The sequence below is a fragment of the Acetobacter malorum genome, assembly GCF_001580615.1.
Lineage (GTDB): Bacteria > Pseudomonadota > Alphaproteobacteria > Acetobacterales > Acetobacteraceae > Acetobacter > Acetobacter malorum.
In genome coordinates this window covers 141,158-160,145 of sequence record NZ_LHZC01000055.1, presented here as the reverse complement: position 1 = coordinate 160,145, position 18,988 = coordinate 141,158, and the positions used below count along the sequence as shown (strand labels likewise).

Sequence of the window (18,988 nt, the reverse complement as noted above, 5' to 3'; positions counted from 1 at the left end):
CAGTCCTGCCTGTTTAGCCGGCGGTGGTTGCGGCGGCATCTGCCGCGAGGGCTGCGGTAATGGCGGCCTCATCCAGCCCCTTTTGCCCAATGACCACAATGCGGCCCGTGCGGGCGTCCTGCGGGGTTAGCAGGCGGTCAAACTCATGCCGGAAGCGGGTGCCCACGCCCTGCACGGCCAGACGCATGGGTTTGCCCTGCACGGTGGCAAAGCCTTTCATGCGCAGCACGTCATACCGGGCGGCGACATCCTGCAAGAGCGTCAGGAACCGTTCGACAGAAAGCTGCTCTGGCACGGCGACAACGAAGCTTTCAAAATCATCATGCTCATGCTCGCCATCTTCCGCATCATGGTGGGACGGACGGGCCTGAAGATCGGCTTCGGCCTCCGCACCAAGACCGAGCAGCACGGCGGGGTCCACCTTGCCATCCTGCGCGCGGATAATCCTTACCGGGCGCGGGCAGAGCTTTTTGACTTCCGCTTCCACGGCATCAAGCTGGGCGGCGTCCAGCAGGTCGGTCTTGTTGAGAACAATCAGGTCTGCCGCGTTCAGCTGGTCTTCAAACACTTCGGCCAGAGGGTTGTCATGATCCAGTGAGGGATCAGCCTCGCGCTGTTTGGCCACGGCTTCCGGGTCATCCGCAAAGCGACCAGACGCAACAGCCGGGGCGTCCAGAACCGTAATGACGCCATCCACCGTCATGCGGCTGCGCACGGTCGGCCAGCCAAAGGCTTTGAGCAGCGGCTTGGGCAGTGCGAGGCCGGAGGTTTCAATCACCACATGTTCCGGCGGGTCGGCGCGGTCCAGCAGAGCTTCCATGGTCGGCAGGAAATCATCCGCCACGGTGCAGCACAGGCAGCCATTGGTGAGTTCGACAATATCGTCCTCCCGGCAGCCTTCCACGCCACAGCCACGCAGGATTTCTCCATCAATGCCCAGAGAGCCAAATTCATTCACCACCACGGCAATGCGGTGGCCCTGCGCTTTTTGCAGAATATGCCGCAGGAGCGTGGTTTTTCCGGCCCCGAGGAAGCCGGTGATGATGGTTACGGGAACACGGGCGGGTAAACCGGTCATGACGGCTCCTGTTCGGCTGCGGGCACACGGCCCAGAATCATATCAGAGAGTGAGGCCGGGCGGCGGGACGGCATGACCGTGCCCTTTGCCGAGGCCGCGTAAAGTTTTGCGTAAGCCAGCAGGTCTTCCGCTTTTTCCGGCCCGAGATGGCCGAGTAGCCATGTCCAGCGGCCCGGCATGGCGATGGCCGCCGTGCAGCCCCGGTCACACGCTGCCAGACAGGCAACGGGACGCAGAGTGATGGGTTGCGGGCTGGCCTCCAGCACCGTTTGCAGGCGCTCCAGCAATTGTGCGCCCGGAGGGTTTTCCATGGCGGGACCACCGCGACGACATGTGGTGCAGACATGCAGCACCGGGCCTTCTGCCGCGGCAGGAGGAGATGTGGGGGGAGAAGCGGAGTGCGTAACAGACGCAGGCATAAAGTTTTCCCGATCAGGCACCATTCCCTTCGGAATGGCACTTAAACGGAGTGCACAACCGGTGCCCCTGCCGGGGCAGGAGTGATGCGCGGCGCAGCGCACCCTCGCCTTCCGGGCACCCCGCCGGACACGACACCTCAGACAACCGCCCGCCCCGATGGGCTTGCGGATGATGGCAGGTCTCCTGGCTTGTGTCGTGCAGGGTCTGCGCGGGGGTTAACCCATGCAGTCTGCGGGTCTGCCTGCCTTCCCGGCCCGTGGGGGCCGGTGGCATAAGCCTGCCCGGTTGAGGGGGCAGGCCCACAGCGGACCATGCAATCACTTACAGTTGCGGGGGCAGCGACGGCCTTGCAGCCGAAGCTGCGCACCGTTCTTCCCTTTTCATCCCTTGCGGGACACCATCATGCGGCTGAGCATCGCATAACCGGGGTATTTTTCAAGTCATGAGCGGACCGCGTTCCGCACACACCTGTTCCGCTGCCTCTTCATCCTCATGCTCGCCCAGATGCGCGGGGAAGGCGTTGCCGCTGAGCAGAATGACCAGCATGGAGAGCGCGCAGACGCCCAGTGCAACCGGCACCAGAATGCTCACGCCATAGACCGCCAGCAGTTGCCCACCGAGTGCGGAGCCAAGCAGGATGCCGAGGTTGCTGGTGCTGTTGATGGCCGCCCCGGCGGTATCTGCCGTGGTGGCACGGGCACGAATGGCGCCGGACATCATGAACGGGATGATGGACGCATAGCCGGCGCACCACAGAGCCGCGACGCCTACGCCACCCCACGCTGGCATGAACTGGCCGCCGAGCAGCGCGATCCCCAGCGAGATGGCCATACCCGATGCCAGCACGCCCGCACGCGGCCAGCGGTCCACCATAAGGCCGGACGCCCACAGGCCGGACAGGCTGAAAACCCCGATAAACAAGAGCGCCACACTAACGGAAGTTTCCGGCAGGCCATGCGCCATCAGCAGCGGGGCGATGTAGGTGTAGACGACGTTATGCGCGATGAAGAACAGCGCATTGGCCGAGATGACCCACGCAAAAGCCCGGACAGACTCACGCGGCACTTTGTAAGGGCCGGACGGACGCCCTGCGGGTTTGATAACGGGCGGCAGACAAACGGCAATCAGCACCGTAAGGACCGCAGCCAGAGCCGCCACAACCACAAGGGCCACGCGCCAGCCTGCAAGCTGGCTGATGGCCGCCGTTCCCGGCACACCAAGGACGCCGCCCATGGAGGCCCCGCCAAACACAAAAGAGATGGCCCGGCCCGTCAGTTTTTTAGGCACCAGATGCGCGGCATAGGCGGACACCATGGACATGAGCAGCGCATGCGCACCCCCGCCAATCGCGCGGCCAAAACAGACGAGGCCAAAAGTCGGCGCGAAGGCTGAAATCAGGTTGGACACCACATAACCCGAGAGCGCGATAAGCAGCAGACGCTTGCGCTCGACGCGGGCCGTCAGCACCGTCAGCGGGACAGCGGCCACCGTGACAATCAGTGCATAGGCGCTGACAGCCAAGCCGGCGCGGCCTGCGCTGATGTTAAAAGCGCGCGCCATATCCAGCAGAAGCCCAACGGGAGCAAGCTCACTGGTGATAGCCGTAAAGGTTGCCGCGCACAGCGCGACAAGGCCAATCCGTGTTGAAACAGGAAGCGTGCTGAACACTGTTTTCACCCTTGCTCAAAGCGTTCGTCAAAGGGCGGTGTCCATATAGTATTTTTCCGGAGCCCGTCCCCCCTAAAAAACGGCTGCAACAATTCGTGAACAGCAAAGTGAGATCGGCGGGTTTTACGGAACCGGAGGCCCCGCTGTTACTCTGCCCTGACACCCGCCAAAAAGCCGCAAAAATGCTGCGCCAGCCGCAGGACGAAAGACGCGCAGACCCATGCGGGCAAGCCGCCGGGGATGAAGACAATTTTGTGAAAGGAGAGGATGAAACGGGCGGAAGAGAGCAGATGGGTAATCCCCTGCCCTCTTCCAACCCGAATCAGGGGCCGGACCTTAAAGAACGGTCCGGCCTGTCTTGGGTTATGTTATTTGCCTTTGGCCAGCGGGTTCACCACCGGGGTGTCTTTCCGCAGGCTTTTGACCAGTTCCGGGGTGACCTGATGGTCTCCGGTGCCGAAGGTGGCTGTAATGTAGTTTGTCAGAGCCGCGACTTCCGCATCACTCAGACGCTGGACGTTGGACTGACCATCAAAGCCCGGCATGAAGGCATGTTCCTTGCCAGCCGTGCGATCCACCCCGTTGAGGATGGTCATGATCAGGTTGTCCGGACGCCCGGCCCCGACTGTGGAGTTGTTGAACAGCGACGGCACATAATGGTCCCGCGTGCCAGCCCCATCATGCCCGTGGCAGGCAGAGCAGTTGGCATCATAGATGTGCGGGCCATCCATTTCCGCCAGATCATCAATCCGCTGCGGGCCTTTGGTGCGGATGTCGGGCGTTTCTGCTGCCTTACCCGCAGCGTCACGCGCGGCATGGTCGGCATCATCATCCATCGGCGCGACCTTCAGGATAAAGGCGGCCAGTGCGTGCAGGTCCGCATCCGTCAGGTGGCTGGTGCTGTGCTCCACGGCTTCGGCCATGGGGCCAGCAGCCTGAGCGCGGCCAGCCACACGGCCAGTGCGCAGGTAAGCCACCAGATCATCCTCGCTCCAGTCACCAATACCACCGGTTTTGCTGGAGGTGACGTTGGGCGCGTACCATGTGCCGAGTGACCCGCCGGCCAGATAATGGTCCTGCTTTTCACTCAGCATGAAGTTACGCGGAGTGTGGCAGGTGCCGCAATGTTCCAGCGCATTGGCCAGATAGCGGCCACGACGGAGCTGATCATACGTGCTGGAATCACCCGTCTCCGGGGTTTCCTTACTGGCAACAAAGTTCCACGCCATCATGGCCGAACGGAGGCTGGCCGGAAAGGACAGATTGGTTTCTTCCGGTGCTTCCGCCACAGGTTTGACCACGTGCATGAACCACGCATACAGGGCCTTTACGTCCTGATCCGTCATACCTGCGTAAGACACATACGGCATGACCGGATACAGGTAAGACCCGTCCTTGCGCACACCATGACGGAGCGCGTTTTCAAAATCGGCTTCCGTATAAGAGCCAATGCCGTGCTGCGGGTCCGGCGTGATGTTGGTGGCAACCACATCTCCCATCGGGGTGGCAATTTTCAGGCCGCCCGCAAAGGGTTTTCCGCCCGGCTTGGTATGGCAGGCCACGCAGTCTGCCGCTGTGGCGAGATACGCACCACGCGCCAGTTCCGCATCTGCACCTTCCGGCTGGGCCGCAGCATTGGCGCCAGAGGCCGGAGCCATGGCAGCGCCGGTTGCAGCGGACTGGCTGTTGGCAGGCGTTGCGGCCTCCCCGGCGGGAGCCGGGGTCTGAGAGGTTGGGCTGTGGTCAGATGTTTTGGCATCGGACCCGGCGGCAGGCTTACCCTCTTCCGCCACAGGTGCGGGCACCGTGGGCTGAGCCGGGGCTGACTGGGGCGCAGGCTTGTCGGCAGGTTTATCCGCAGACTGAGCCAGCGCGACCGGAGAGAGAGCAACCGGAGCAAGGGCCACGCCACCGAGGGCTGTTCCGGCAACGAGGGCGGAACAGAGGAGAGTTCTGAAATCAGGCATGAAGCAGTTCTTTTTTCAGCGTATCTGCAACACGCAGCGCCAGCGCTGCGACCGTAAGAGTGATGTTGCCCGTGCCCACGGTTGAGAAAACTGAGGAACTGGCAATAAAGAGGTTCTCATGGTCATGCGTCCGGCAATGGCCGTCCACCACGGAATCTTTCGGGTCCGTACCCATGATGGTGCTGCCGGAGGGATGATCCTGCGGGAAGTAGCCCGGGGTCCATTCCTCATCCGTGCCGTGCATCAGGCCGATCAGCTCTTTGAACACCTTGCGGGTATGTTCACAGCTTTTCACGGTGTATTCAGGCAGTTTGTAATACACTTCCGGGTGCGGAATGCCGAGAATGTCCTTGTTGGTCTTGCTCAGCGTCAGGCGGTTGTCCGGGTCTGGCAGGGCCTCGTTATGGCTGAACAGACGCACGGTGTGGGAGGACAGATACCGGATCTGCTCTTCCAGTTCCCGCCCGACATAGCCTTTGGAAATGGCCATCTGGGTGGCGAAATCGACCTGATTGTCATCCACCATATGCACCAGATACGCGCCGCGCTCATTCCGCCAGTCACCATCACGGAAATTGTCGATCACGTTGGTTTCCAGCGGACCACGGCCCGGCCAGAGGGCTTTATCACCACTGATGAACGTCACCTGCACGCCGGTGTGGTCCATCATGTTGCGGCCCACATGGCCGGAACTGTTGGCAACACCATCCGGGCTCTGCTCATCCGCGGAGACCAGCAGCAGTTTGGCGGTTTCAATACAATGCGCGGCAATCACGAAGTATTTGCCGGTTACGCGGTGCGAGTTTTTCTCCGGGTCATAATACTGCACACCGGTTACGCGCTTGTTCGCGCTGTCACGCTCGATTTTATACACCACAGCGTTGGGGATGAACTTCGCCCCGGCGGCCTCGGCATGGTACACGGAATAGCTGCCGTTATACATCGCCCCGATGGGGCAGATGGGCATGCAGTTATTGTGGCCTTCACACGTCGGGCGGTTGTCATACGGGCGGGTGTTACGGGCCTGCGGCTCATGCACCACGCGCCAGGGCGTCTTCTCATCAATCAGCTTACGGAACTGCTGTGCGGCGTAAGAAATGGGCAGCGCTTCCATCGGGTACGGCTGCTTGCGCGGAGAGCCGAGGTCTTCCTTGGCCGGGTCCGGGCCGCAGACGCCCATCATCACTTCCGCCTGATAATAGAACGGCTCCAGGTCTTCATATTTCAGAGCCCAGTCACGCCCCTGCCCGTAGCGGGTTTTCAGCTCAAAGTCTGACGGCAGGTAGCGCCATGCGCAGCCAGCCCAGTGCCATGTGGTGCCGCCCATCATACGCAGGTAGACCTGCTGGTAGGCTTCGGCATTCGGGCCGTTGGTGTGCAGGTAATCGTTCGGGGTGATCTGGTTAGGCGGGTGTCTGGCCCATGGCACAGCCGGGAACGGTCCTTGATAAGAGGGCTTGTTTTCCAGATTACGAAAGTTTTCTACAAAATGCTGGCGGTCCACACGGGGGCCCGCTTCCAGCACAATGACGGAAATTCCGGCACGCGCGAGTTCATTGGCAATGGAAGACCCGGCAACGCCGGACCCGACAATGACAACATCGGCAGAAAGAGTCTGTTCAGAAGGCATACGGCTGATATTCCCGCTCTCAGGTCGGTTCTACGACGAATTTAGAGGGTGAAAGGGCTGGATGCCCTGTGGGACGGTCTACTTCCGGCGGCTGGGTGGTCCAGTAGAACGGGCCGCCTGCGGCGTAGGTTTTGGGGTAGATGGCGTCCTTGGTGATGTCGAACATCAGGGCAGAGCGATAAACCACCACTTTGCCGTCCGCCACACCACGGTACCAGCCGGTAAGAATATCGTGGATGACATCCTTCAGGGCCGGGTCCGCCTTTTCTGCCGCAGCGGCAAAAGCGGTGGCATCGGTAAACTGCCCGGAGCCCATCAGATCATGCAATTTGCTGATCTGCGCCTGCCGGTCGGCACTGCTGTGCACAATTCCTGCATAGATGGCATTCCCGATACGCAGGTCCAGCGTGGGCCGATCTGTCAGCAAACGGGAGACCGCCATGAACTGAGTGGCCACAGGGTCCGCGCCAGGTGCGGGGCTGGGTTGCGTTTCCTCCGCACCGGCAGCGCCGCTGGCAACGCCATAAGCGACGGCAGCGCCCATGCTCGTCATCAGCATATCGCGCCGGGACATCCGCATCAGTCTGGCCATTCTCATAGCATTGGGCGAGACATTTTGCAGATTGACAGGCACGCAGGGCCAGTCTTTCTTCATGGTCAGTCCTTTTCCACAGGTTTGTACATAACCGGGCAGACCATCGACCCAGAAGGGCCATGGTCCTTTTTGTTATTTCATCAGGGTTAAAGTCTATAATGACGTACCCGGCAGGCTTCCAGCCTGAAATGGCCGCCTTTCCGGATTTCCTCAAAATGATATTTATTCTCAAATAGAATACATATTATTGCCATTTTTGCAGGCGCATTGTTTTCTGTTCAGAATATTTTTCCGGCATGGACTTTTTCAGTCCCACTTTTACAGTGTTTGCCCCGGATAAACTCCAGACCGCCTGCACAGGATTATTCTGGCCATGACGCCCTCTGAGCCCCCGACTGCGGCCCTGATTGCTTTCCCCGGCCGGGTAGTGCTCTCCCGCCCTGATGCCTCGCGCTATCTGGGCATCGGGCAGAATGCTCTGCTGGTCATGAAGCTGCTGGCCTGCGGGCCACGCAGCATCTCCATGGACCGCAAGACGCTCTACCGGGAGGAAGATCTGGACCAGTTCCGCCAGACGCTGATTGGCACAGTGGGCGTTGCGCAGGCAGACACACCTTACAAAAAACTGGAGCCGGACGCCGAGGCACCACCCGCCCCCGTGGACCCGCTGATGTGCCTGCTGGTGCGGCACCTGATTAAACGGCGCATGATCCTGATTTTTCTGTGGGGCATGGTTCTGGTCGGCGGGCTGATGAGCCTCACACTTTTCTGAATATTACAAAGACGTAGGCCGTATTGACCGGCCTGAGGCGTCTGTTATATTGCTACCAATATATTTTACATGTCAAATATTCTCACCCTAACAAAATAGAGGTTTCTGGTGACCCAGCATGGCCTGCCGGCTCTGGATGATTCCGCGTTCAGTTCCATGGCGCTCACCTTCCGCGTCATGCGGCTGGCGGCGGTGTGGCGCACACGGCTGGAACGCGCCCTGCGCCCGCACGGCATGACCGTGGCCGTCATGCGGCCTCTGGCGTACCTGATGATGATGCCCGAAGGCACCACCCAGCGGGATCTGGCACTGGTAATGGATACGGACTGCTCCGCCCTGGTGCGCGTGCTGGACCTTCTGGAAAAGGAAGGCCTGCTCTCCCGCACGCCAGATGCGCAGGACCGCCGCGCCAAATGCCTGAGCCTGACCGCAGCGGGGCGGGAAAAATGCGCTCTGTTCCACAAGGTTGCAGGAGAGGTGGAACACAGCATGAAACAGGGCATGACCGCGCAGGACACACGGGGCCTTCTGGCCCGCATGGATGCCCTTCTGACCACCGCCCACTCTCTGCCCTCTTAAGGCACCCGGAAGAGACTGCGCCATGTCCAACAGTTTTTCAGACACACTCCGCCGCCTGATGCCTGCCCTGTTTGCAGAGGATGAGCGCTGGCAGGCCATGCTGGGCACCGCTGCCTATACGGCGCGGGTGTTTCTGTGCATTGGCATTGCGCTGTTTCTGGCTTTCATGTTCCAGCTACAGTCCCCCATGAGTGCGGCCACCACGGTGCTAATTGTGGCAAACCCCACAGTGGGAGCCATGGTTTCCAAAAGCGTGTGGCGTGTGATTGGCACGGTGATTGGTGCATCCATCAGCGTGGGGGTAATGGCGGCGTTTGTGCAGTCTCCGGTGCTGTATTTTGCGGCCCTCTCTGTTTTTGTGGGGCTGGCCTGTATGGTGGCCACCTTCCTGCGGCTGTTCCGCGCCTATGCTGCGGTGCTGGTGGGCTATACAATTGTGATTGTCTCCGCCCCGGCTTTTGCCAACCCGGAGCATATTTTTCTGGCGGCCATGGGGCGACTTTCCGCCGTGACAACCGGGGTTGTGACCACCGCCTTTGTGTTCATGCTCACCTCCCCGCGCAAACCCAGCCGGGTGCTGAGCGCACTGGGCGATGCGTTCCGGGAAACTGTCCGCCATGCCTTGTCCTTTCACACAGCAGAAAGCCAGCATGCCACGACGGCAGCGGCCACGGAGCACGCGGCAGAACAGATTGAACGTCTGGAAGCCGCAACCCCTGCCCCGTCCTTCCGCGCTTTGCCGGAACCGCTTTATGACAGCCGCAGCCGCCTGCTGGCCCGTATGGCCGGGCTCGCCCCTGCCATTGAATATGCTGCGGCTGATGACCGGGACATGCAGGCCCGCGTCAACCGCCTGCGCATTGGCCTGAGCCGCCTGACGGGGCTGATTGTGACATACCACCCCTACTGGCTTAACCTCTCTCTGGCCAACGGGGCCTCCTGCGCGGTGCATCAGGAAGTGGCCGCTACACTAACGCGCATTCTGGAACTGACGGAAAAACCGGACTGGCAGGAGGACCCCAAACCAATTTCCGCCTGCATCCGCACCACGCTGCATGCGCTGGAACGTCTGGAACACCAGACAACATCCCCCACGGTTCTGGCCTCACTGGACAATACGCGGGATGTGCTGGTGCAACTGGATCAGGCCTTGCATGACCTGACCATCCGCCGCCCCACCCGCGCACGCATGCCTCTGCGCCCTTATCTGGAATGGCCCATGGCGCTGCGCAACGGCGCGCGCGGCATGTTTATTGCCCTTCTGGCCGGGATGATGTGGTACGTGCTGCACTGGAGCGCAGGACCCATGCTGATGCTGTTTGTGGTGGCGGCATCCAGCCTGCTCTCCACAACGCCTTCCGCCGCAAAAACCAGCCCGTTGATGGCCTGCGGCACGGCTCTTGCCATTCCCGCCAGCTTTTTGTGCCACACGCTCGGCCTGCCGCAGATTGATGGCTACCCGCTGCTCTGGCTGACCATCTGCCTGTTTCTATTGCCCGGCGTCTGGCTACAGTTCCACCCGCGCTACAGCATTGGCGCATTTGGTTACGCGGTGTTTTTCACCATGATGCTGTCCGTAAATAACCCGATTACCTATGACGACCTGACGCTGACCAACACCTGGATGACCATGGCCGTGGCCTGTGTTCTGCTGGTGCTGGTCTTCCGGGTGATCCTGCCTGCGGACCATCGGCTGGACGCGGCGCGGCTGGTCTCGTCCCTCACCCGTAGTGTGCAGCGTCTGGCCCTTGCTCCGCAAAACCGGAAGGTGATGTGGGTGGCGTGGGAAGGATTTCAGATTCAGAAAATCTCCCGGATGATGATGCGGTTTTCCTTTCTTACGGATGATGTGGACCGCCGGGGTTATACGGATGCCGCTTTTGCCGCCCTCTCGCTCGGGCGGCTGATTGTCCGGCTGCGCTGGAATGCAGGTCACACCCTGCCCGATGGCCAGACCCACGACATTCTGGAAGAGGCTCTGGCGGCCTTCCGCCACCTGCACCGTGCCCCACTGGAAACCGCGGCCAGCCTGAGCCTTGCAGCACAGAAAATCAGCGCCATCCCTGACCACCCCTGCACTGCGCTGGCACGAGACCGCGTGGTATCCTGCCTTGAGCAGGCAGCCTACATCATCCGCTCCGTGCCGGGCTTTTTTGACCGCCACGGCCCGCTGCAACTTACCGCTGACATGCCCGGCGCAGATGCGCCTGTTTCTGCCATGGTGCCGCCGCGGCATGTGGTGTTTGGGTAAACAGACCCGTACGAGGCATCCTGCGACCGCTGTGTGACAGTTCCACACAATGCCGCAGGATTACCTCTACGCGCTATCGGCTTAAGTGACGGTGTGCCTCACTCTGTCACATCAGCCGCAGAGCATGTGGCAGGCGCGTTGACAGGATTGCAGCGCGCTACAGCGCCACCGGGGAAGGCAACATTGTAGTTTTTCCATGGCGCTGTTTCAAAAGCAGGATAGTCCGTGCTGATGATCTGCGCCCCGGACTGAAACGCAATTTCCCGACGGGTGACATCCCCCTGTCTGGCTTCTACCGTATTGGCGTCCGAACGGGTTCTGACCAGATAACCTTTTTTAACAAGAGACTGAATGTTCTGCAGGGCCGCCGTATTATCAACCGCAGCACTGCCGTTGCCAGCCTGCCCGACAAACCCTTCATTCGCTTCCGTAAACGCAGCGTCCGGGTCTCCGGGGCGACCATTGGTAAAGACAACGCGGCCACGCAGCGCCGGGTGGCCGTCCACATAGCGCGCGGTGTCATGCGGCCGGTCAAACGTGAACACAACCTTACCTCGCCCGAAAGCCAGAGTTGGCCAGCCACGTTTTAAAATAGCCTCCTCCAGCGTGGCGTAGGGGCCGCGCACATCATCCGGGGTGAGAATGTTCTCGCGCCCGAAGACGGACAGGAGTTCCGCATCCAGCTTGTCATACGTGGCTTTGGTAAACTGTTCCGGCTGCGTGAAGGGCAGCTTGCCACCGGGTAGTGGAACATCCTGCTTGGTTTCCAGATCAATATAGAGCGGCAGGTGGCTGGGGTGTGCGTCTGACCATTCCCTGATCATCGTCAGGCACTGGCGCAGAGGCTCGCAACTGGACCGCTGGTCAATATCCACAATATGCATGACCTTGAAATCTGTGCCCTGCTTGTCGGTCGCATCACTCTGGTCCGCATCCGGCGTGAAACCGGCTTTTTTCTCCCACACCACACCACGCGGGTGAGCGTAACGCTTGCCCGAACTATCGGCATAAATATCAATCTCCAGCTGACGCACACCGCCATCCAGCTGAGATTTCAGGGACCCATGCTGGTAGTCCAGCGCGTTTGCCATCTCAGCAGACTGACTTTTCAGCCAGGCGAGTGTGGTGGGAGAAATGCTGCGGCGGTAGCTGTTATGGGTGCCGATGACCTGAATCTGGTTCATTTTAAGTGTGTCATCCGCAAAGCTTATGGAGGATGATAAAACAGAAAAAGCACAAAGCAGAGCAGGCAACGCATAAAAAACTGGTTTCATGGAAATGTCCCATTTCAGCAGGATGAGGACGGACTCTGTCTGTGGGAGGCCGATGGCCCGCATGGGATAATAACGAGGACGCCGGAAGTAAAGAAACCGGAGATCCTTTTCATATTTATTTCATAAACCACATCTTACAGAACACATGAACTAAATTCCATTTTTTACCAAAACTGGACAAATAAAAATTCAACATCATTTGTGAAACTTATATTACGAATGAGGAATCATTCTTTTGCCGGGGCATGAAACTTTGTAAGGGGTTCGTCATTCGAAATCCTTATGACTGAGGGATGCACGCAACCATGTCCGTATGCCGCAGTCATCTGGTGCCGCACCACGACTATCCCGGAAAAATTTCCTGATGAAGAAAACACTTTTCAAGTTTGTTTTGTGTTGTGGCATTGCTCTTCCATGCGAAGCATGGGCTGAAACAAAGAGCGCCAGGCCAGCCGACCAGAAACCAAAACAGGCCCCTCACAAGGCCCCCGCCCCACGCACGGTCAAGGTTACAAAGAGAGCCGGGGGCCATGCAGACTCTGGTCTGGAATCCGTGATGGTGACAGCCCAGCGCCGGGCGGAAAACAACCAGAATGTGCCGATTTCCATCCAGCACATTGATGGCAAAACGCTTGCAAACGCAGGCTACACCGCCCTGACCGACCTGCAATATCTGGCACCGGGTGTGCAGTATGACCCCACACAGGGGGCCGCTTTCCAGATTCGTGGTGTTGGAAGCGAGTCTTTTGACTTTTCCAATGCAAAATCCGTCAGCGTGGTGGTGGATGATGTTGTGATGGATGCCCAGCGTGCCAACGGGATGATTGGTATGGTGGATATCAACAACGTTGATATCATGATGGGCCCGCAGGGCACGCTGTTTGGCATGAACTCCACATCCGGCGTGATTGCCGTGACAACCGGCAAGCCGGTGCTGAACAAACTGACTGCCAGAACCAGTGCGAGCTATGGTGAGCACAATGAGCGCATTCTGAATGCAACCGTTAATATTCCGCTCGGCAGCAAGGCCGCTTTCCGTATTTCCGGCTTTGACAATGCGCAGGACGGCTTTGGCCGCAATGTGGTGCTGAACAAGCTGGTCGGCTCAACCCATGAATATGGTGGCCGCGCAAAACTCTATGTTGAACCCACGGAGAATCTGGATATTACCTTGCAGGGCGATTACGCCCACCATTGGGATAGTAGCGTGCGAACCCCGGTGGGGGGACAGAATGAGGTTGTGACGTCCAAACTGAATTCTCTGGGCATTTACCCCAACGCCAAAAACGCTGATACGGCCGACCCTATGTATGGCAATATTGTCTCAGAAGAATATGGTGCGGCTCTAAAGATCCACACCAAAATTGGTCAAAACGACCTCAATTTTATCAGTGCATGGCGCGAGTCACTCTATAACAACAATACCCCGGTTGATCTGGTTCCGCTCGATACCTTTGCTTATTACCCTTATAACTTTGGGAGCCTGACGACACGGAAGTTCAGTGATGAAATCCGTTTCTCATCCCCCAAAGGGCATTTTCTGGAATGGCTGGCCGGTGGGTTCTTCAACCGCCTTGATGCGCGCCAGACGCAGTATCAGTGGGGCACTGCGGGGGCGCCACTCTATGTTGACGGTGTTCCGGCACAAAACCTGTATAACAACTCCGGTGCGATCGGGCAGAGCGGGAATACCTCTCTTTTCCAGTCCCGCAATGAGTCTCTGGCGGCCTTTGGTCAGCTGAAATTCAATATTTCCCGTCACTTTGATATTGCGATCAGTGGGCGTTACACTCACGATAAGAACTCTCAGGGTCTGAGCTTTATCAATACGGACGCTCAGGCTGTAACGGGCTATAACCCGACCTTTACCGCTACCCATAACGCGCCCGTTTACCCGTGGGGGCAGATGACAGGGCAGAATTTTTCAGGCCGGATTTCGCCTGAATACCACTTTAACCCCAATGTCATGGCCTATTTTACGTTCTCCACCGGCTATAAACCGGCAGGGATTGCTTTTGTGGGGAACAATTACGACCCCTACCACAAGGAAACCGTTAAATCCTACGAAGCTGGCATGAAGTCTGAATGGATGCACCATAAGCTGCGGCTGAATATGGATGTGTTCCGTGAAGACTTTACTGATTTTCAGGCCACTGTGCTGACCCCTGTTCCGGCAGGAAATGGCACCACTATTCTGACAAGTGCTATCGGGAATGCCGGCGGACTGGTCAGTCAGGGTGTGGAAGGCAATGTTGCCTACAGGCCCATTCCGGATCTGACCCTATCCGGATCAGTCTCTTTTACGGATGCTCATTTTACGGATTACGTCGCCAGCACAAAAGCGAACTATACCAATACACGCCTGACCAATGCGCCGGTCTGGTCCGCTAATGCCTTTATTGACTACCACCATGACCTGACACCGCACCTTGGCGTGCAGGCGCATCTTGACTACGCCTATCGTGGCACAACATGGACTGTCACCGGGCAGCCTGATTATTCAAAAGTTCCGGCTTACAGCCTTGTAAACCTGCGCGTCAGCCTGTTGCCGCTTAACAAGCGCCTTCAGGTTGGGCTGTATGTGCGCAACATGTTCAACCAGTATTTCTCCACCGGATACCAGCTTTACGGGACGGCGGGGTATCTGCACTACACCTCTCCCGATGCCCGGCGCACCATCGGCGGCTTTATCAACTTCAGCTACTAAGCTGAGCCCTCCGGCAGGCGTTCATCCTTTTAAAAGAAGAGACCGCCTGCTGGTTCTGTTCTGCTTATACTCTGCCCTCAGACGGCATTGCCTTGCGGGCCGAGGCTCAGAACATGAGCCAGATGGTCCCGCTCAATTTCAAACGGACTGTCCCAGCTTTCGGTTTCCGCGCACAGTTTTCCACGGATTTCGTAATAGTCGAGCCCGCGCAGCCCGGCGATGAAGTAGAAGAACGTGTCCGGCATGTTGCCCGGTGCCAGATTGATAACTCTGGTGCCCTTGCTGCAGAACATGATGTTGGTCATAGCCGCCCCCATAACACCCACAATGCACTCTGCATTTTTAAAAAGTTTGATCTGTTCCAGCAGGGTCAGTTCCGCCGGGTCCAGACACAAAAAGCCCTGCTCCTGCAAAAATGTTATCAGAGCGTCTTCATTCCTGATGGTTCTGGCCCGGTTTTTACGGGTGAGATACAGCCTGCGGGCCTGCGCGCCGGGCACGCGGGCCACCATGTCATCCGTGCGGGAAAAGACCAGCGGAGACATGTAAACGCCGTGGTTGGTCAGCCCGTCCACCACCACCAGTTCCTTGAAAAAGGCGACATCCTGCACGCCCATTTCATGGTAGAGCGCCACAAAGGACGTGCTGAGCGCCACGCTATCCCGCAGCACACGGGCAAAATTGCCACTCAGATGCGGCACGACGAGGGAGCAAAGCGGCAAATGCTCTTCTGCCAGCCAGAGTTTTGGCAGAAGCTCGACCATCCAGTGCCCGTAATTCTGCTCTCCGCGTTTACGTAGCAGCAGGGAGGATGGGGTCACCACCTGCACGGTCTGCGCCTGTTCGGCCTGCAGGATCTGGGCCAGCCCCTGCGCGCACTCTTCCGGCGTGTGCTGGGTGATGCTTTGCTGCACCAGCTTTTTGTCCTGCGTAAACACCAGACCTTCCATGGTGACATACACATCAAATAGCTTTGTCAGGCGGACAGAGCCTGCGGGAAACGCGCCGGTAAACCAGCCGGGACGCATGGCGTCCAAAATATGCGGCGGGATGGTGGAGGGGTTGAGCACACGCGGGGGAGCAAGTTCAAACGCCGGAGAGGAAACCTCCGCCACGGGCACTCTGTGCAGGCTCTGGATATCCACCACGTCCACTTTTGTGCGCTCCCCTCTCTCTCCAGCCCAGAGACTGTGATGCGGGTTTAACCGTCTTTCTGCAACAGTCTGGCCCAACGTGTCAGCCATTCCCGGGGGTAGAGTTGTGGGTTGCCCGGATTACTGCGCTGTCATACTTTAAGGAAATATTAATATCTGACAGAGGAGAGCGCATGATCCCCTATTCCATTCTCTCCAGAACTCTTGGCCTTTCCACCGAACACGCTGATGAGCGCCCTGTGCCGATCCCCCGGTCTTTGCTGCTTTTGCTGATTGAAAATTATCTGCGGACTCAGCCGTTTGATGAAGAGGCCTACCTACGCACCAACCCGGATGTGGCGGACGCCGTTCGGGCTGGCCTCGTGCCCTCTGCCAGAGAACATTACGCCACACGCGGGTACTGGGAAGAACGGGATGGAGCAGCCCCTCCCTTTTGTGAAGACTGGTATCTGCGCCAGAACCCGGACGTAGCCATTGCCGTGCAGCGTGGGGAATGCCCCTCCGCTGCGGCCCATTATATCCATTACGGGCGGAAGGAAGGACGCTGCCCCAGCCCGGAACAGGCTGACCTTTATACGACATGGCAGGCCTTTACTGCCCCTGTGCGGCGTCAGGCTGCGTGAGGGGGCGGACCCTCTAGCCATAAACCGGCGACCACGATACGGTCTGCCGCATCCATGAAAACCGATCGTTCCTTCCTGCCCAGATTGAGTCTGGCGCTTTTCCTGTCCTACCTCAGCGTGGCGTTGTCTCTCACAGCCGTGCCGGTCTACGTCATGTCCTGGCCGGGGTTCAGCAACGTGCAGGCCGGGCTGGCTGTGGGCATCCCATTCCTCTCCACCATTTTTACCCGCAATTATGCAGGGCAGATTGCCGATGCTTCAGGCGGCCACCGCTGCATGCGGCGTGGGCTGGTGCTATATGCGCTGGCGTGTGGGCTTTGCATGCTTTCCACGCTGCCGGCCCTTCCGGCATTCGGGCGCTATGGCGTGCTGATTGCCGGGCGGCTTTTGCTGGGACTGGGTGAGAGCCTGTGCATTGTGGGCATGATGGGCTGGGGCATTGGTCTGGCCGGGCAACCGCAGGCCGGCCGGGTGATGGCCTGGACCGGGGCCGCCATGTATGGCGCGTTTGCCGTGGGGGGGCCGGTGGGGCTGATTGTCTATCAGCACTTTAGTTTTGCCATCCTGATGGCGGTGAGCGCCGCCCTGCCGCTGGTGGGACTGGCACTGATCAGCACGCTGCCCGCCGCCCCGCTGCATACAGGGCACCGGGAACCGTTCTGGACTATTCTGAACAAAATCCGCTGGCCGGGACTGGCCGTGGCTTTGCAGGGGGTGGGGTTTGCCGCCCTTGGGGCCTTCCTCTCCCTGCGGTTTTTGCAGGCCGGATGGTCTTACGCCGGGTGGGGGCTGACCTGCTTTGGCGCGGCGTTTGTGGCAATGCGTCTGCTGTGCGGGCATCTGCCGGACCGGATTGGCGGGCTGAAAGTCGCCCTGCCCTCCCTGTTACTGGAAGCCGTGGGGCTGGCGTTGATCTGGGGCGCGCACTCACCGGAAGTTGCACTGGTCGGCGCGCTTCTGACCGGGGCTGGCTGCTCCATGGTCTACCCCTCGCTGGGGGTGGAAGTGGTGCATCTGGTGCCCGCCCCCATGCGCAGCACGGCGTTGGGCGGGTTTTCAGCGTTTCAGGATCTGGCCTATGCCGCCACCGGGCCGCTGGCCGGATTTCTGGCGGACCGCACCGGTTATGCCGAGGTGTTCCTGCTGGGCAGCCTGTGCGCCATGTTGGGAGCAGGACTTGTGTGCCTGCTGTTAGCACTTAAACCTCAGAGCCGCTGAAAGCAGCGGGCGACCTCGTCCGGGTTGACCGCATCCAGTGTCGCGGGCTGCCAGCGCGGGGCGTTGTCCTTGTCGATCAGCTTGGCGCGCACCCCTTCCAGAAAATCCGGGCGATGCATCAGGTTACTAACCAGTGTGGTTTCCTGCACAAAGGCCTCATCCAGTGACGCCAGCGTGCGCGCCCGGTGCCATGCCGCCCAGGTGACCTGAAGAGAAAATGGGCACAGGCGAGAGAGTGCCTCATGATCCTGCCGGGCGGCATCACTGCCCTCGGCGTCCAGATTGTGCAGGACCTGCGCCAGATCGGGCGCATTATAGCACGCCTCCACCGAATGTTCCGGGGCGAGCGGCACGGGCTGCGCGAGAGCGTCCAGTATCTCTGGCACCGACTGCGTGGCGATCTGCGCGACGAGATCCGGCAGGCTTTCTGATGGCAGCAGATAATCCGCAAAGCCATTCTGAACGGCCTGAGCCCCGGTCATCCGCTCTCCAAGCAGCGCCAGCCGCAAGCCCGAAAAGCCGGGCATGCGGGAGAGAATCCATGAGCCCCCGGCATCCGGCGTAATGCCAATGCCGGTTTCCGGCATGGCCAGCACGGATCGTTCCGTCACCACCCGATAAGACACATGGCCGCCCAGCCCGATACCGCCGCCCATGGCGATACCATCCAGCAGGGAGACAATCGTTTTGGGATAGGCCGCAATCTGCCGCATGACACGATAAACGCGGGTAATTTTCCGCACCCCGGCCTCTGGCCCGTCCTCGCGGATCAGATCGCTCAAAGCGCGGAGGTCTCCACCGGAGCAGAAGGCGCGCGGGCTTGTGCTGTCCAGCAGCAGCAGCGTGACCTCCGGATCCTCCTGCCACGCATCCAGCACGCGGGCAATCCCTTCCGCCATTTCCAGATCGACCGCATTGAGCTTGGCGGGGCGGTCCAGCCGGATGCGGCCCACCGGCCCTATACGCTCTGTTTTGACGGTTGGCGTACCGGAAAGGAGGGCTTCGGTCATTGCTTTCCTCTTATATTCATGCACAAAACACTGCGTCTGGAG

At 59.4% G+C, this 18,988-nt stretch carries 15 protein-coding genes and 1 riboswitch; of the genes, 6 read left to right on the top strand and 9 right to left on the bottom strand.

Going from position 1 to position 18,988, the window contains the following annotated elements; translation table 11 throughout:
* Positions 1 to 13: 13 nt before the first annotated feature.
* The 6 genes from cobW to AD930_RS13515 all read right to left on the bottom strand — a co-directional run bounded on the left by cobW (position 14) and on the right by AD930_RS13515 (position 7,418).
* On the bottom strand, positions 14 to 1,078 hold the full coding sequence (cobW, locus tag AD930_RS13540) for a cobalamin biosynthesis protein CobW (RefSeq protein WP_061506653.1): 1,065 nt from the start codon (positions 1,076 to 1,078) through the stop codon (positions 14 to 16).
* A complete protein-coding gene (locus tag AD930_RS13535) occupies positions 1,075 to 1,497 on the bottom strand; it encodes a DUF1636 domain-containing protein (RefSeq protein WP_061506762.1) in 423 nt (140 codons plus the stop codon). Before AD930_RS13535 ends, cobW begins: the two co-directional genes overlap by 4 nt.
* A gap of 157 nt (positions 1,498 to 1,654) precedes the next feature.
* A riboswitch (cobalamin riboswitch) is annotated at positions 1,655 to 1,915 on the bottom strand.
* A gap of 18 nt (positions 1,916 to 1,933) precedes the next feature.
* Positions 1,934 to 3,166 (bottom strand): MFS transporter, encoded by a 1,233-nt coding sequence (locus AD930_RS13530; protein WP_244150594.1) that lies wholly within the window; start codon positions 3,164 to 3,166, stop codon positions 1,934 to 1,936.
* A 368-nt stretch (positions 3,167 to 3,534) separates the two neighbouring features.
* Positions 3,535 to 4,824, bottom strand: a complete 1,290-nt coding sequence (locus tag AD930_RS13525; RefSeq protein WP_052403690.1) for a cytochrome c — start codon at positions 4,822 to 4,824, stop codon at positions 3,535 to 3,537.
* 301 nt (positions 4,825 to 5,125) lie between these two features.
* Positions 5,126 to 6,763 carry a GMC family oxidoreductase gene (locus tag AD930_RS13520; protein ID WP_043549611.1) on the bottom strand — a complete coding sequence of 546 codons (1,638 nt, stop codon included), beginning with the start codon at positions 6,761 to 6,763 and terminating at the stop codon, positions 5,126 to 5,128.
* Positions 6,764 to 6,782: 19 nt separating this feature from the next.
* Positions 6,783 to 7,418, bottom strand: coding sequence for a sorbitol dehydrogenase family protein (locus AD930_RS13515; RefSeq protein WP_061506651.1), 636 nt, complete (start codon positions 7,416 to 7,418; stop codon positions 6,783 to 6,785).
* A 313-nt stretch (positions 7,419 to 7,731) separates the two neighbouring features.
* On the opposite strand from AD930_RS13515, the gene AD930_RS13510 reads away from it, so the two are divergent.
* The 3 genes from AD930_RS13510 (at position 7,732) to AD930_RS13500 (ending at position 10,960) form a co-directional block, all read left to right on the top strand.
* Positions 7,732 to 8,130: a hypothetical protein gene (locus tag AD930_RS13510; RefSeq protein ID WP_043549608.1), complete on the top strand. Its 399-nt coding sequence runs from the start codon at positions 7,732 to 7,734 to the stop codon at positions 8,128 to 8,130.
* 156 nt (positions 8,131 to 8,286) lie between these two features.
* Positions 8,287 to 8,709 carry a MarR family winged helix-turn-helix transcriptional regulator gene (locus AD930_RS13505; RefSeq protein ID WP_043549752.1) on the top strand — a complete coding sequence of 141 codons (423 nt, stop codon included), beginning with the start codon at positions 8,287 to 8,289 and terminating at the stop codon, positions 8,707 to 8,709.
* Positions 8,710 to 8,731: 22 nt separating this feature from the next.
* Positions 8,732 to 10,960, top strand: a complete 2,229-nt coding sequence (locus AD930_RS13500; RefSeq protein WP_061506650.1) for an FUSC family protein — start codon at positions 8,732 to 8,734, stop codon at positions 10,958 to 10,960.
* Between the two features lie 98 nt (positions 10,961 to 11,058).
* Here AD930_RS13500 and AD930_RS13495 read toward each other — a convergent pair whose 3' ends face one another.
* Positions 11,059 to 12,234 carry a phosphatidylinositol-specific phospholipase C1-like protein gene (locus AD930_RS13495; protein WP_061506761.1) on the bottom strand — a complete coding sequence of 392 codons (1,176 nt, stop codon included), beginning with the start codon at positions 12,232 to 12,234 and terminating at the stop codon, positions 11,059 to 11,061.
* Positions 12,235 to 12,598: 364 nt separating this feature from the next.
* Between AD930_RS13495 and AD930_RS13490 the strand changes: the two genes are divergently transcribed.
* Entirely contained in the window at positions 12,599 to 14,941 is a 2,343-nt protein-coding gene (locus AD930_RS13490) for a TonB-dependent receptor (RefSeq protein ID WP_244150593.1), read from the top strand.
* A gap of 77 nt (positions 14,942 to 15,018) precedes the next feature.
* On the opposite strand, the gene AD930_RS13485 is transcribed toward AD930_RS13490, so the two are convergent.
* Positions 15,019 to 16,185, bottom strand: coding sequence for a glycosyltransferase family 61 protein (locus tag AD930_RS13485; protein WP_061506649.1), 1,167 nt, complete (start codon positions 16,183 to 16,185; stop codon positions 15,019 to 15,021).
* 83 nt (positions 16,186 to 16,268) lie between these two features.
* Between AD930_RS13485 and AD930_RS13480 the strand changes: the two genes are divergently transcribed.
* Together AD930_RS13480 and AD930_RS13475 are read left to right on the top strand one after the other, a co-directional pair.
* The gene (locus tag AD930_RS13480) at positions 16,269 to 16,718 is read left to right on the top strand and encodes a hypothetical protein (RefSeq protein ID WP_061506648.1); all 450 of its coding nucleotides are present in this window, start codon (positions 16,269 to 16,271) and stop codon (positions 16,716 to 16,718) included.
* A 54-nt stretch (positions 16,719 to 16,772) separates the two neighbouring features.
* Entirely contained in the window at positions 16,773 to 17,936 is a 1,164-nt protein-coding gene (locus tag AD930_RS13475) for an arabinose transporter (protein WP_061506647.1), read from the top strand.
* Here AD930_RS13475 and AD930_RS13470 read toward each other — a convergent pair.
* On the bottom strand, positions 17,924 to 18,946 hold the full coding sequence (locus AD930_RS13470; RefSeq protein ID WP_061506646.1) for an enoyl-CoA hydratase/isomerase family protein: 1,023 nt from the start codon (positions 18,944 to 18,946) through the stop codon (positions 17,924 to 17,926). The two genes, AD930_RS13475 and AD930_RS13470, sit on opposite strands and share 13 nt — an antisense overlap.
* Between the last annotated feature and the right edge of the window lie 42 nt (positions 18,947 to 18,988).